Raw genomic sequence first — 12,311 nt, forward strand, 5'->3', positions numbered from 1 at the left:
CGTGCGCCAGGGCGAGGTCCGCACGGCGGTCGACCGGCTCGGTCACTGGGTCGCGGGACTGCGCTGGACCGACGTCCCGGCCGGCGCCCGGGACCGGCTGGGGCTGGTCCTGCTCGACGTCCTCGGCGTGACCGTGCTCGGCGCCCGCGAGCCCGAGCAGCGCCGGCTCGTCGAGGCCTGGACGCCCGCGCCCGGCCCGGCCCCGCTCGTCGGCGCCGGGTGCACGACGACGGTGGAGGCCGCCGCCTGGCTGAACGCCACCGCGCTCGTCCGCCTCGAGCTCGACGAGGGCCACAAGCGGGCCAAGGGCCATCCCGCCGCCCACGCCTTCCCGGTGGTGCTGGCGCTGGCGGCCGAGCGGGACGCGTCCGGCCCGGAGACGCTCGCCGCCCTGCTGGTGGCCTACGAGGTCGCGGCCCGCTTCGGCCGCGCCACCCGGCTGCGGACCGGCACCCACCCGCACGGCAACTGGGGCGTGGCCGGGGCGGCGGCGGGCTGCGCCCGGCTGCTCGGGCTCGACGGCGAGGCCACCGCCGCGGCGATCGACGCCGGGAGCGGCATGCCGATCGCCGGGCACTTCGCCAGCGCACTCGACGGCAACCGGGTCCGGGACGCGTGGATGGGCGCGGCGAACGTCTCCGGCCTCGCCGCGGCGCGGATGGCCGCCGCAGGGCTCGCCCGCTCCACCGGGACCGCCGCGGGATCCCTCGGCGAGCTGCTGGGGGAGATCGACCCGGCGGAGCTCGACGCGGATCTCGGCACCCGCTGGGAGGTCGAGGGCGGGTACGTCAAGCGGCACGCGTCCTGCTCGTTCACCCACGCCGCCGTCGACGCGGCCCTGGAGCTGCGCCAACGCCTCACCGGGGACGTCGAGGAGGTGCTGGTCGAGACCCACTCGCTCGCCGCCGGCCTCGACCGCCGCACCTGGACCGGTCCGCTGGCCGCGATGTTCTCCGTGCCCTTCACGGTCGCGACGGCGCTGCGGCGCGGCCGGGTGGATCCCGGGGCCCTCTCCGCCGAGGCGCTCGCCGACCCGGCGACCGCGGCGCTCGCCGCCCGCGTGACGGTCCGCGTCGCACCCGACCTCGACGCCCGGCTGCCCGCCGAACGTCCCGCGCGGGTGACCGTCCGGTCGGCGGCGGGCACGGTCACGGCCGAGGCGCCGAACCCCGTCGGCGACGCCGACCACCACCCGTTCACCGCGCAGACCCTCCCCTGCCTGCTCGCCGGTCTGCTCGGCGGCCGCGAGCCGGTCGACGCGATCCAGGCCGTGTGTGCGGCGCTGCCCGGCCTGACCGGCGCCGGTGACGCGCTGCGCGGGCTCGCCCACCTGAAGGAGGACCACCCGTGCGCATCCACGCCGTGACCCCGATCCATGTCGGCGAGGCCGAGCTGGCCCGCCGGCAGGCCCGCTACGACGCACTCGCACCACGCGGTGTCCGGGTCGAGCTGCACGACATCGGCCCGGAGGCGCCCCGGGCGCTGGAGACCGAGGCCGACGTCCGGGCGTCGGAGAAGCTGGTCGGCGCCGCGCTCGCCGCCGCGCCGCCCGGGGTGGACGCCACCCTGCCGGACTGTGTGCTCGACCCGGCGGTGCCCGCGCCCGGGGCCGCCCGGCCGGGCCCGGCGCCGCTCGGCCTGCTGCTGCTCGGGGTGGGGGCGGCCGTGCTCGCCGGCGCCCGGGTCGCCGCGGTCGCCCGCAACGAGGCCATCGCCAGGGAGCTCGAGGCGCGGATCGCGGCGTACGGCTGGTCCGGCGCGTTCCTCGGCGTCACCGTGCTGGACCTCGCCGTCGAGGACATCGAGGACGCCGCGCGCTGGGGGCGGGCGGTGCGGCCCGCCCTGGAGCAGGCCGGGGCCGCCGGCGCCGACGTCGTGCTCAACGGCTGCTCGGCCGTCGACGTCGAGGAGGTGCTCGACCCGGCCCTCCCGCGGCTGCTCGACCCGATCTCCACCGCCCTGCGACTGCTCGCCTGACGCCGGTGGTGTGACGCACCACTCACCCCCGACTGAACGTCCGATCGGCAACACGGCTGGGCGCGGCCCACCCCCGCAGGGCAGGATGATCCGGGTGAAGGCCACCCAGGCACCGCTGTTCGGATCGGTCGACGAGGTCACCGAGCGCCTCGAGGGCGTCGGCTACCTCGCGTCGACCGCCGTCGCGACGACCGTGTACCTCGCCGACAGGCTCGGCAAGCCGCTCCTCGTGGAGGGCCCCGCCGGCGTCGGCAAGACCGAGCTCGCGAAGGCCGTCGCCGCCGCGACGGGCTCCGGGCTGGTGCGCCTGCAGTGTTACGAGGGCATCGACGAGGCCCGCGCGCTGTACGAGTGGAACCACGCCAAGCAGCTGCTGCGGATCACCGCGGGGCAGGGGCACGAGAGCTGGGACGCCACCCGCGACGACGTGTTCTCCGAGGAGTTCCTGCTCCCGCGCCCGCTGCTCACCGCGATCCGTCGGGACGACCCGACGGTCCTGCTCATCGACGAGATGGACAAGGCCGACGTCGAGGTCGAGGGCCTGCTGCTGGAGGTCCTGTCGGACTACCAGGTCTCGATCCCCGAGATGGGCACGGTCACCGCGACCCGCAAGCCGTTCGCGCTGCTGACCTCCAACTCGACCCGGGAGCTGTCCGAGGCGCTCAAGCGCCGCTGCCTGTTCCTGCACCTCGACTTCCCCGACCCGGACCTGGAGCGCCGGATCGTGCTGACCCGCGTGCCGGAGCTGCCGCAGGCGCTGGCCGACGCGCTGGTCCGCACCGTGCGGGTGCTGCGGGCGATGGAGCTGCGCAAGGTGCCCTCGGTCGCCGAGACCATCGACTGGGGGCGCACGCTGCTGGCCCTCGGCCTCGACACCCTCGACGACGACGCCGTCCGGCAGACCCTCGGTGTCGTCCTCAAGCACCAGTCCGACCAGGTCAAGGCGACTGCCGAGCTGCGGCTGAACTGAGCCGTCCAACCGAGGAGGCCCCGATGGCCGTCACGACCCCCGAGCACGGGCTGCCCGGCCACCTCGTCGACTTCGTGGGCGCGCTGCGCCGGCACGGCGTGGCGGTCGGGCCGGGCGAGACGGTCGACGCGGCCGAGGTCGTCGGCGCGCTCGACCTGCTGCGCCGGCGCGAGCTGCGCGAGGGGCTCGCCGCCGCGCTGCTGCGCCGTTCCGGCCAGCGCGAGGTCTTCGACACCCTCTTCGACCTGTACTTCCCGCCCGCCCTCGGCGCCGGGGCGCAGGAGGTCGAGGTCCCGCGCGCGACGACCGACGACGGATCGGAGGGCCCGGTCGACGTCGACGCGCTGCGCGACCTCCTGGCCGACCTGCTCCTCGCCGGCGACGAGGAGGGGCTCCGCGAGCTGGCCCGCGCTGCCGTCGACGCGCTCGGCACCGCCGGGGCGACCGGCACCGGGGTACAGGGTGTCAACGGGCAGCCCAGCTGGTCGGCCTACCAGGCCCTGCGGCTGATGTCGCCGGAGACGTTGCTCGCCCGGATCCTCGACGCGATGCGCCAGGAGGGCGACCCGACGGACGACTTCACCGACGAGGTCCGCCGCCGCGAGATCCGCGACCGCATCGCCCGGTTCCGCAAGATGGTGCAGGACGAGGTGCGGCGGCGGACCGCGGAGCAGCGGGGCCGCGAGCAGGTCGCGAAGACCGCGGTGCCCAAGCAGGCCGAGCAGGTCGAGTTCCTCTCCGCCTACGCCGAGCAGCTCGCGCAGCTGCGCCGCACCGTGCACCCGCTGGCCCGGCGGCTGGCCAGCCGGCTCGCGGTGCGCCGCAAGCACGCCAAGCGCGGCACCCTGGACATGCGGCGCACGCTGCGCCGGTCGATGTCCACCGGCGGCGTGCCGATGAAGCCGGCCTACAAGACCCGCCGCCCCGGCCGCCCGGAGCTGGTGATCCTGTGCGACGTGTCCGGCTCGGTGGCCGGGTTCTCGCACTTCACGCTGCTGCTGGTCCAGGCGTTGCGCGAGCAGTTCTCCAAGGTGCGGGTGTTCGCGTTCGTCGAGAAGACGGACGAGGTCACGCACCTGTTCGAGCCCGGCGCGGAGCTGTCCGGGGTGATGCAGCGGGTGCTGCGCGAGGCCGACCTCACCGCCTTCGACGGGCACTCCGACTACGGCCACGCACTCGGCAGCTTCGCCGAGTTCTGGGGCGAGGCGATCACGTCGAGGACCTCGCTGCTGATCCTCGGCGACGCCCGCACGAACTACCGCGACCCCAACCTCGCGGTGCTGCGCCGGCTCGTCGGGCAGGCCCGGCACGCGCACTGGCTCAACCCGGAGCCGCAGCGGCAGTGGGGGACCGGCGACTCCGCCGCCCACCGCTACGCCGACGTCCTGCCGATGCACGAGTGCCGCACCGCGGGCCAGCTCGCCGACGTCGTCGAGGCGCTGCTGCCCGTCTGACCGTCACAGGTCCCAGAGGGCCATCGACAGGGGGTCGTCGCTGGGGACGTCGGGGGCGACCGGACCGCCGTACACCCGCCCGGTGCGGTCGGCGAAGCGGCTGGTCGCGACCGTGAGCACAAGCCCGCCGGGCAGCGGCGCGGACTCGACGCCGGTGCTGAAGCCGAGGGTCGGGGCGCCGTACGAGCGGGTGTCGGGGCGGCCGCGGAAGGCGACGGCCACGGCCTCGCCCGCGTCCGCCGTGTTCGCGTCCGTCAGCACGGAGACGGGCGCGTCGAGCCGACCGGGCGGGCCCTGGAGCTGCGGCGTCCCGCCCTGCGAGACCACGCCGTCGCGCACGGTCCACGGGGTGCGGCCGCCCTTCCGGTCCACGAACGCGCCGACCTCGCCCTCGCCGAGGAGCGGTGCCACGGCGGCGAGCAGCGGCCACAGCGAGCCGCCGCCGGTGCCGCGCAGGTCCACGATCCACCGCTCGGCGGTTCGGCCGCCGAGGGCCGCCCGGGTGGCGTCGACGTAGGTCCGGGCGTGATGCTCGGCACAGGGGGGCAGGGTGACGACGACGGCGTCGCCCTGCTCGTCGAACCCGGGCAGTTCGGGCGCGCCGGTCGCCGGCCGGCCGCGGCGGACCCCGCCGTGCGGCCCACCGGCCCGCTTGACCAGGTGGAACAGCTTCAGCTCGAGCTGCTCCGGGTCGTCGAGCGCGCCCAGGACCTCCGCCCGGGCGGAGGTCCACTCCACCCGGTCGGCGTGCAGCGCCCGTTCCTCCATGAGGTCGAGCGCCGCGGTCACCGCCTTCTCCGAGCTCTCCCTGGCCCTCCGCTCCCGCCTGCCGCGCCCGATCACCGGATCAGTATGGCCTGTGCGGTGGTCCGTCCGGTTCGTGCGTTGGTGAGGTTAGGCTCACCGATGTTCTGTCACGACCATCCGGGAGCTCCGCACGTGCCCACCCTGTCCCGCCGTTCCTTCGTCCTGTCCGCGACCGGACTCGCCGCCCTGACCCTCGCGGGGTGCTCCTCCGGCGGCGACGGACCGGCGACCGGCGGCGGGGGCTTCCCGGTCACCCTCACCCATCGGCTCGGCACGACGACGATCGAGGCCGAGCCGACCCGCGTCGCGACGGTGGGTGCCGCCAACCAGGACGTGGCGATCGCGCTGGGAGTCGTGCCCGTCGCGATGCCCTTCTTCGACTACGGCGGCGACGCCGAGGGTGTGCTCCCGTGGGTCCGCGAGGCGTTGGCCCGCAAGCCGATGCCGCAGGTCGTGGGGCGATCGCCGGAGCCGATCGCGTTCGAGGCGGTCGCCGCGGCGCAGCCGGACCTGATCCTCGCCACGTACTCCGGCCTCACCCGGCAGGAGTACGACACGCTCTCCCGGATCGCGCCCGTCGTCGCCTACCCGGACGCGCCGTACTCCACGAGCTGGCAGGAGCAGACCCGCATCGCCGGGCGGGCGCTGGGCCGCGGCACCCGCGCCGAGGAGCTCGTCGTGGCCACGCAGTCCCGGCTGGCCGCGGCCTCGTCGGAGTACCCGCAGCTCGCGGGGGCGACCTTCGCCTACACGGGCGGGATGGACGGTGGGCAGCTCGGCATCTTCCGGCCCTCCGACGTCCGGGTCCGGCTGCTCGAGGACCTCGGCCTGACGTCCGCGCCCTTCGTCGAGCAGAACGCCCCCGGCGGCGACGCCGTGTACTACACGGTCAGCGCCGAGCTCGTGCCGCGACTGCGGTCCGACCTGCTCGTCGGCTTCTTCGGCACCCCCGAGCTCGACGCGGCGTTCCTCGCCGACCCCGCGGTCCAGGAGATGCCCGCGGTGAAGGCCGGGGGCTACGCGCCGATCGTCGGGGCGGACCGGGTGGCGGCCAGCTCGTCGCCGTCGGTGCTGTCGATCCCCTGGGTGCTCGACGCCTACCTGCCGATCCTCGCGGACGCGGCCACCCGCAGCCGCCGCTGACGCCCGACCGCCGGCCGGTGCGCGGCACCGGCCGGCGAGAGGTGGATCACTCCGGCACGAAGTTGACCGGGCGGCCAGTCAAGGCGTAGACCGGAGGCATCGGGAAGTCCTCCTGGAGGGAAGTGATCGTGATGACCGCGAAGGCGTGGACGCGGTGGCAGGACCGGGTCGCCCTGGTGATCGGTGTCCTGACCGCCCTGTCGCCCGTCGTGGTGGCCACGGACGCCGCCGCGGCGTGGACGCTCGTCGTCCTCGGCGTGGTGCTCGCCCTGACCGCCCTGTGGTCGCTCGCCGCACCGGGTTCGGTGGCGAGCGAGTACGGGCACGGCGTCCTGGGTGTGCTGCTGTTCATCGCCCCGTGGGTGATGGGCTACAGCGACCTCACCGGGGCCGCGTGGACCTCGTGGATCGCCGGTGTGCTCACGGTGCTCGTCGCCGCGAGCGCCCTGCCGGCGGCCACCAGTGCCCACCGCGGGCTGGCCGGGACGCACTGATCGGTTCGACGGCGAGGGGCCGCGACCCACGGGGGCCGCGGCCCCTCGCGCGTGCAGGAGGGACGCGATGACGGCACCGGAACCGGCGCGCGAGCGCATCCTCGGCGCGGCGGAGGAGCTCTTCGCCGAGCGGGGGTTCGACGCGACGCCCACCTCGAAGATCGCCGAGCGTGCCGACGTGCCGAAGGGCCTGGTGCACTACTACTTCGCGAAGAAGGTCGACCTGCTCGCCGCGCTGGTCGAGCGGCTGCCGGAGGAGACCGTCGACCGCACCGCGGTGGTCGTGTCCGGCGACGTCACGGAGAGCCTGTGCCGGCTCGTCGCCGTGCTGGACGAGCGGCTTGGCTCCTCCGCCGTGCTCTCCCACCTGCTCTGGCGGGAGGCCGACACCCATCCCGCCGTCCGGGACGCGCTGCACGGCCGGTTCGACCGGTTCGTCGAGGAGATCCGGGCCGTGCTGCTCGCGGCGCGGAAGGGCGACGGGAGGGGCGTCGACAGCGCGGCGGTGCTGCTGGCCTCGACGCTGAGCTACCGGCACTCGGTCTACCGGCACGCCGACGAGGAGTCGCCGGCCCGGGTGGACCTGCGTCCCGAGCTGCGCTTCCTGGCCGCCGCGCTCGACGCCGGCGCCGGCTGACTCACCAGCTCGGTTCGGGCTCGTCGTGGACCGGGGTGAGCGCGACGGCCACCAGTGGCGCCGCCGCGGCGACCACGAACCCGACGGCGTAGCCCGCCGCCCCGACGACCGCGCCGAGGGCGACCGGGGTCAGCGAGGACACGACGTTCTGCCCGGTGTTCTGGATCCCCAGCGCCCGCCCCGACCAGGTCGCGCCCGCGATCTCGGCGACGGCGGTGAACGCCAGGCCGTTGTCGGCGACGGTGACGATCCCGCCGACCGCCAGCGCGGCGACGGCCAGCCACGGGGCCACGGCGTCGCCCAGGGCGAAGACCAGCAGCACGAGCGTCGCGCCGACGGCGAGCTGACGCATCGGCCGCAGCCGCGAGCCGACGCGGTCGGACCACACCCCGGACCCGATCCGCGAGAAGGCCCCGGCGATCTGGATCGCCGCCACGAACGCGCCGGCCCCTGCGACGCCCCAGCCCTGCTGGCGCACCAGGTACTCGGTCGCGAACGCACTGATCGCGAACTGCGGCACGACGAGCAGCGCGCTCGAGGCGTGCACCCGCCACAGCACCGGCGCCCCGTAGGGCGACCCCTCGCGGGCACCCTCGGCCCGCGGCGGCCGCTGCGGGTCCGGCGCGAACGCCGTCACGAGCAGGGCCGAGACCAGGCAGAGCGCCGCCGGGACGATCAGCGCCCCGATCGCGCCGGTCCGCTGCGCGAGGCCCGGGAGCACCAGGCCGGCCAGCGCGACGCCGAGCGGCTGCGCGGTCTGGCGGATGCCCATGGCCAGCCCGCGCTCGGTCCGCGGGAACCAGCCCATGATCATGCGTCCGCTCGCGGCGAACACGCTGGCCGACGCCGCCCCGCCCACGGCGAGTAGGCCCAGCACGGCCGCGTGCCCGGGGTGCGGCAACAGCGCCACCGTGCCGACGACGAGTCCCGCCAGCAGCAGCCCCGACGCCATCACCTTCCGCTCGCCGAACCGGTCCGCCGCCGCGCCCCACGCGATCAGCGTGAGCAGCAGCCCGGTGGTCGGCGCGGCGACGTAGGTGCCCGCGGCGGCGAGCGAGAGCCCCAGCGCGTCGCGCAGCCCCGGCACCAGGAAGGGGACGCCGTAGACGAACGCGCAGGCCGAGGTCTGGGCGAGGACGCCGATCGCGAGCACCACCCAGCGGCGGCGGGAGACGGTGGTGGCGGGCATGGGTGGACCGTACGCTGCCGTACCAGGAATTGGGAAAGCTGTTCCGGATGTCGAGACGACCTCGGAGGTGTCGCCGGCGACGCCGGCCGGTCACCGCGGCTCCTCCCGGTCTCGTCGGGAGCGCGGCCCGAGCACGAGTTCCCGGCACCCGATCTGCGTGACGGGCTCGAACCGATGTTCGAGAACGGGTACTGTCGGCGACATGGGAGTGGACCTCGCGTGGCAGCCCTCGTTGTTCGACGAGGGCGCGCCCGCCGTCGAGGTCGACCCGGGTTTCTGCGGGCTCGTCCGGCACGAGCTGGGCGCGGGGGCCTGGGTGGACCTCGTCCCGGGCTGGCTCCGCGGCGCGGACGAGCTGTTCGCGCGGCTGCTGCGGAGCACGCCGTGGGCGCAGCGGGACATCCGGATGTACGAGCGGGTGCTGCCCGAGCCCCGGCTCACGCACCGCTGGACCGTCGACCAGGGGCTGCCCGAGCCGGTCCTCGCCGAGGCCGCGCGCCAGCTGGGCGAGCGCTACGGCGAGGAGTTCACGCAGGTCGGGGCCAACCTGTACCGGGACGGGGCGGACAGCGTCGCGTGGCACGGCGACCGGGTGGCCCGGGAGCGGGACACCGCGCTCGTCGGGCTGATCTCGTTGGGCGGGGTGCGGCCCTTCCGGCTGCGGCCGCACGGCGGGGGCGCCTCGGTCGGCTTCCTCCCCGGCCCCGGCGACCTGCTGGTCATGGGGGGCACCTGCCAACGGACCTGGCAGCACGGCGTCCCGAAGGTCCGCGCCGCCTCCGCCCGGATCAGCGTCCAGTTCCGGCACGCCTACGAGCGCACCTGAGCCTGCGGGTCGTCGTCCGGGCCGGCGGGGTGCGGCCCGTGTCCCCGTTCGACCGGCTCCCGGCGGGATATCCTGCCGCGATGCAGCGCAAGATCGGGGTGATGGGCGGGACGTTCGATCCCATCCACCACGGCCACCTGGTGGCGGCGAGCGAGGTCGCCGACCGGTTCGCGCTCGACGAGGTCCTCTTCGTGCCGACCGGCCAGCCGTGGCAGAAGTCGGCCAAGGCGGTGAGCCCGCCGGAGGACCGGTACCTGATGACGGTCATCGCGACGGCGTCGAACCCGCGCTTCAGCACCAGCCGGGTCGACATCGACCGCGCCGGCCCGACCTACACCGCCGACACCCTCTCCGACATCCACGCCGCGATGCCCGACGCCGAGCTGTACTTCATCACCGGCGCGGACGCGTTGTCCCAGATCCTGTCCTGGCAGAAGCTGGACGAGCTGTTCACGCTCGCGCACTTCGTCGGCGTGACCCGGCCCGGCTACGAGCTGGCCGACGCGCACCTGCCGAAGGGGGCGGTCACGCTCGTCGAGGTCCCGGCCATGGCGATCTCGTCGACGGACTGCCGCGACCGCGTCGCCGCCGGCCGGCCGGTCTGGTACCTGGTGCCCGACGGGGTGGTCCAGTACATCTCCAAGCGCCGCCTCTACACCTCCGAGGCACCCGCCGGGGCGGGTATCCCGGCCTGAACCGGACCCACCCGGCGCGGCCTGCGACACTGGTGGGGCGAGGCCGACGGCCGGCCGTCGCGGAAGGAGGCCGAGTGGCGGCAACGGCAGAGGCGGTGGAGATCGCCCGGGTGGCGGTGGCCGCCGCCGCGGACAAGCTGGCCCAGGACATCGTCGTGCTCGACGTGTCGGGTCAGCTCGTGATCACCGACTGCTTCGTCCTCGCCTCGGCGCCCAACGAGCGGCAGGTCCAGGCGATCGTCGACGGGGTGGAGGAGAAGCTCCGCGAGCAGGGCGTGAAGCCGACCCGCCGCGAGGGCACCCGCGAGGGGCGGTGGGTCCTGCTGGACTACACGGACGTCGTGGTGCACGTCCAGCACACCGAGGAGCGCGGGTTCTACGGGCTGGACCGGCTCTGGAAGGACTGCCCGGCCATCGACTTCCCCGAGGCCCGCACCACCCCGCCCGAGGAGTCGGAGTGACGCTGCGCCGGGTCGTCCTGCTGCGGCACGGGCAGACGGACTACAACGTCGCCGGCCGCATGCAGGGGCACATCGACTCGCAGCTCACCGAGGAGGGCCGGGAGCAGGCGCTGCGGGCCGCGCCGGTGCTGGGCGCCATGCCGTTCGACCGCATCGTCAGCTCCGACCTGGCCCGCGCCGTCGACACGGCGAACACGATCGCCGAGGTGCTCGGGCTGCCGGTCAAGCTCGACCCGCGGCTGCGCGAGACGCATCTGGGGGAGTGGCAGGGCCGCAGGGTCGACGAGGTGGAGGTCGACTACCCGGGCCAGATCACGGAGTGGCGTGGCGACCCGCGGTGGACGCCGCCCGGCGGGGAGTCCCGGGTGGACGTCGTGCGGCGGTCGTTGCCCGTCGTCGAGGAGATCGACGCCGACCTGGCCGAGGAGCCCGGTTCGCAGTCCCTGCTGATCGTCGCGCACGGCGGGATGATCGGCGGCATGGTGTCCGGGCTGCTGGACCTGCCCGAGTCCGTCTGGCCGATCATCGGCGGTATGGGCAACTGCAAGTGGGCGGTCGTCGCCCGGCGCGCGGACCACCCGCGCTGGCGGCTGTCCGGGTACAACATCGGTGTCACCACCTGAGCTGCTGGTCCTCGGCGACTCGCTCGCGTTCCACGGCCCCGAACGGGCCGAACCCGCCGACCACCCCCGGATCTGGCCCCAGGTCGCGGCGGCCGCGCTCGGCGGCCGGGTGGAGCTCGTCGCCGGGATCGGCTGGACGGCCCGGCACGCCTGGCAGGCGCTGACCCACGACCCGCGGGTGTGGGCGGCGATGCCGCGGATCGACGCGCTCGTGCTCGGGGTGGGCGGGATGGACGCGCTGCCCTCGCCGCTGCCGACGGCGGTACGCGAGCTGATCCCGGTGCTGCGGCCTGCGTCCCTTCGCGGCCGGGTCCGGGACGGGTACCTGCGCGCCCAGCCGAGGCTGTCACGGTTGTTCGCGGCGCTGCCCCGCGGCGGACCGGTGGCCCTGCCACCACGGCTGACCGTCTCGTACCTGGAGAAGTGCCGCGCCGCGGTGACGGCGCTGCGGCCCGGGATCCCGGTGGTCGTGATGCTCCCGTCCGTGCACCGCGCCGCGGTCTACGGCGGCGTGCACCCCGGGCGCGCGGCGGCCGAGCGGGCCACCCGGATCTGGGCCGACGCGCAGGGTGTCCGGGTGCTCGACGCGCCCACCCTGATCGCGGGACACGTCCTGGGCGGGCGCGGCAACCCCGACGGGATGCACTGGGGTTGGGAGGCGCACCGGCGGGTGGGGGAGACGCTCGCCGAGCTGCTGCGCGGGGAGTGGGAACGGGCAGGCGGCCGTGCTCCGTCGGCGGGACCTCGGGGGGAGACGGCCGTGGCGACGCGTGGTCCTGCGACCGTGCGGCCGTGATCGCTCCGTCGTTCGCGGTGGGCAGGTCGTGATCGTGCCGACTCCCGCATCTGCCCGGCGCGGTGAGCGGCGCCGACCGTTGGAGATCGACTGGAGAGGTTCTAGGTTCGGCCCGTGCCCGATCCCGCACTCGACGCGGACCTCCGCCCGGGGCCCGCAGCCGTGACCGAGCGAGCCGACGTCGTGACCGCCGGCGGGGAGGACGGCGCCGGGCCCGAGGACGCTGGGGGCGCTGGGGG

The 12,311-nt window shown here is 75.3% G+C and carries 14 protein-coding genes; 12 read left to right on the plus strand and 2 right to left on the minus strand.

The annotated features are described in order from the left end of the window. Position 1: 1 nt before the first annotated feature. From ACFQH9_RS08075 to ACFQH9_RS08090, 4 genes are all read left to right on the plus strand, one after another. Positions 2-1,366: an MmgE/PrpD family protein gene (locus ACFQH9_RS08075; protein ID WP_379565284.1), complete on the plus strand. Its 1,365-nt coding sequence runs from the start codon at positions 2-4 to the stop codon at positions 1,364-1,366. Beyond that, a complete protein-coding gene (locus ACFQH9_RS08080) occupies positions 1,348-1,977 on the plus strand; it encodes a hydantoin racemase (RefSeq protein WP_379565285.1) in 630 nt (209 codons plus the stop codon). The genes ACFQH9_RS08075 and ACFQH9_RS08080 overlap by 19 nt, the downstream gene beginning before the upstream one ends. A 94-nt stretch (positions 1,978-2,071) precedes the next feature. Continuing rightward, on the plus strand, positions 2,072-2,947 hold the full coding sequence (locus tag ACFQH9_RS08085) for an AAA family ATPase (RefSeq protein ID WP_379565286.1): 876 nt from the start codon (positions 2,072-2,074) through the stop codon (positions 2,945-2,947). 23 nt (positions 2,948-2,970) lie between these two features. Beyond that, positions 2,971-4,401 (plus strand): vWA domain-containing protein, encoded by a 1,431-nt coding sequence (locus tag ACFQH9_RS08090; RefSeq protein ID WP_379565287.1) that lies wholly within the window; start codon positions 2,971-2,973, stop codon positions 4,399-4,401. A 3-nt stretch (positions 4,402-4,404) separates the two neighbouring features. Here ACFQH9_RS08090 and ACFQH9_RS08095 read toward each other — a convergent pair whose 3' ends face one another. Further along, positions 4,405-5,190 carry a S41 family peptidase gene (locus ACFQH9_RS08095; RefSeq protein ID WP_379565288.1) on the minus strand — a complete coding sequence of 262 codons (786 nt, stop codon included), beginning with the start codon at positions 5,188-5,190 and terminating at the stop codon, positions 4,405-4,407. A 150-nt stretch (positions 5,191-5,340) separates the two neighbouring features. Between ACFQH9_RS08095 and ACFQH9_RS08100 the strand changes: the two genes are divergently transcribed. From ACFQH9_RS08100 to ACFQH9_RS08110, 3 genes are all read left to right on the plus strand, one after another. Beyond that, positions 5,341-6,351, plus strand: a complete 1,011-nt coding sequence (locus ACFQH9_RS08100; RefSeq protein ID WP_379565289.1) for an iron-siderophore ABC transporter substrate-binding protein — start codon at positions 5,341-5,343, stop codon at positions 6,349-6,351. Between the two features lie 131 nt (positions 6,352-6,482). After that, on the plus strand, positions 6,483-6,845 hold the full coding sequence (locus ACFQH9_RS08105; RefSeq protein ID WP_379565290.1) for an SPW repeat protein: 363 nt from the start codon (positions 6,483-6,485) through the stop codon (positions 6,843-6,845). Positions 6,846-6,912: 67 nt separating this feature from the next. Continuing rightward, positions 6,913-7,482, plus strand: coding sequence for a TetR/AcrR family transcriptional regulator (locus ACFQH9_RS08110; protein ID WP_379565291.1), 570 nt, complete (start codon positions 6,913-6,915; stop codon positions 7,480-7,482). 1 nt (position 7,483) lies between these two features. Here ACFQH9_RS08110 and ACFQH9_RS08115 read toward each other — a convergent pair whose 3' ends face one another. After that, on the minus strand, positions 7,484-8,671 hold the full coding sequence (locus tag ACFQH9_RS08115; RefSeq protein WP_379565292.1) for an MFS transporter: 1,188 nt from the start codon (positions 8,669-8,671) through the stop codon (positions 7,484-7,486). Positions 8,672-8,873: 202 nt separating this feature from the next. On the opposite strand from ACFQH9_RS08115, the gene ACFQH9_RS08120 reads away from it, so the two are divergent. From ACFQH9_RS08120 to octT, 5 genes are all read left to right on the plus strand, one after another. After that, positions 8,874-9,497: an alpha-ketoglutarate-dependent dioxygenase AlkB gene (locus ACFQH9_RS08120; RefSeq protein ID WP_379565293.1), complete on the plus strand. Its 624-nt coding sequence runs from the start codon at positions 8,874-8,876 to the stop codon at positions 9,495-9,497. Between the two features lie 80 nt (positions 9,498-9,577). After that, entirely contained in the window at positions 9,578-10,192 is a 615-nt protein-coding gene (gene nadD, locus ACFQH9_RS08125) for a nicotinate-nucleotide adenylyltransferase (RefSeq protein WP_379565294.1), read from the plus strand. A gap of 74 nt (positions 10,193-10,266) precedes the next feature. Beyond that, a complete protein-coding gene (rsfS, locus tag ACFQH9_RS08130; RefSeq protein ID WP_379565295.1) occupies positions 10,267-10,653 on the plus strand; it encodes a ribosome silencing factor in 387 nt (128 codons plus the stop codon). Further along, on the plus strand, positions 10,650-11,276 hold the full coding sequence (locus ACFQH9_RS08135) for a histidine phosphatase family protein (protein WP_379565296.1): 627 nt from the start codon (positions 10,650-10,652) through the stop codon (positions 11,274-11,276). The genes rsfS and ACFQH9_RS08135 overlap by 4 nt, the downstream gene beginning before the upstream one ends. Beyond that, entirely contained in the window at positions 11,263-12,072 is an 810-nt protein-coding gene (gene octT / locus ACFQH9_RS08140; protein WP_379565297.1) for a diglucosylglycerate octanoyltransferase, read from the plus strand. The genes ACFQH9_RS08135 and octT overlap by 14 nt, the downstream gene beginning before the upstream one ends. Positions 12,073-12,311 lie beyond the last annotated feature (239 nt).

It is taken from the genome of Pseudonocardia lutea, from assembly GCF_042658055.1.
GTDB lineage: Bacteria > Actinomycetota > Actinomycetes > Mycobacteriales > Pseudonocardiaceae > Pseudonocardia > Pseudonocardia lutea.

Bases quoted from the DNA above. Each gene is read 5' to 3' on its own strand.
- ACFQH9_RS08090 (WP_379565287.1), top strand. From the start codon at position 2,971: ATGGCCGTCACGACCCCCGAGCACGGGCTGCCCGGCCACCTCGTCGAC.
- ACFQH9_RS08105 (WP_379565290.1), top strand. From the start codon at position 6,483: ATGACCGCGAAGGCGTGGACGCGGTGGCAGGACCGGGTCGCCCTGGTG.
- ACFQH9_RS08110 (WP_379565291.1), top strand. From the start codon at position 6,913: ATGACGGCACCGGAACCGGCGCGCGAGCGCATCCTCGGCGCGGCGGAG.
- ACFQH9_RS08115 (WP_379565292.1), bottom strand. From the start codon at position 8,671: ATGCCCGCCACCACCGTCTCCCGCCGCCGCTGGGTGGTGCTCGCGATC.
- ACFQH9_RS08120 (WP_379565293.1), top strand. From the start codon at position 8,874: ATGGGAGTGGACCTCGCGTGGCAGCCCTCGTTGTTCGACGAGGGCGCG.
- nadD (WP_379565294.1), top strand. From the start codon at position 9,578: ATGCAGCGCAAGATCGGGGTGATGGGCGGGACGTTCGATCCCATCCAC.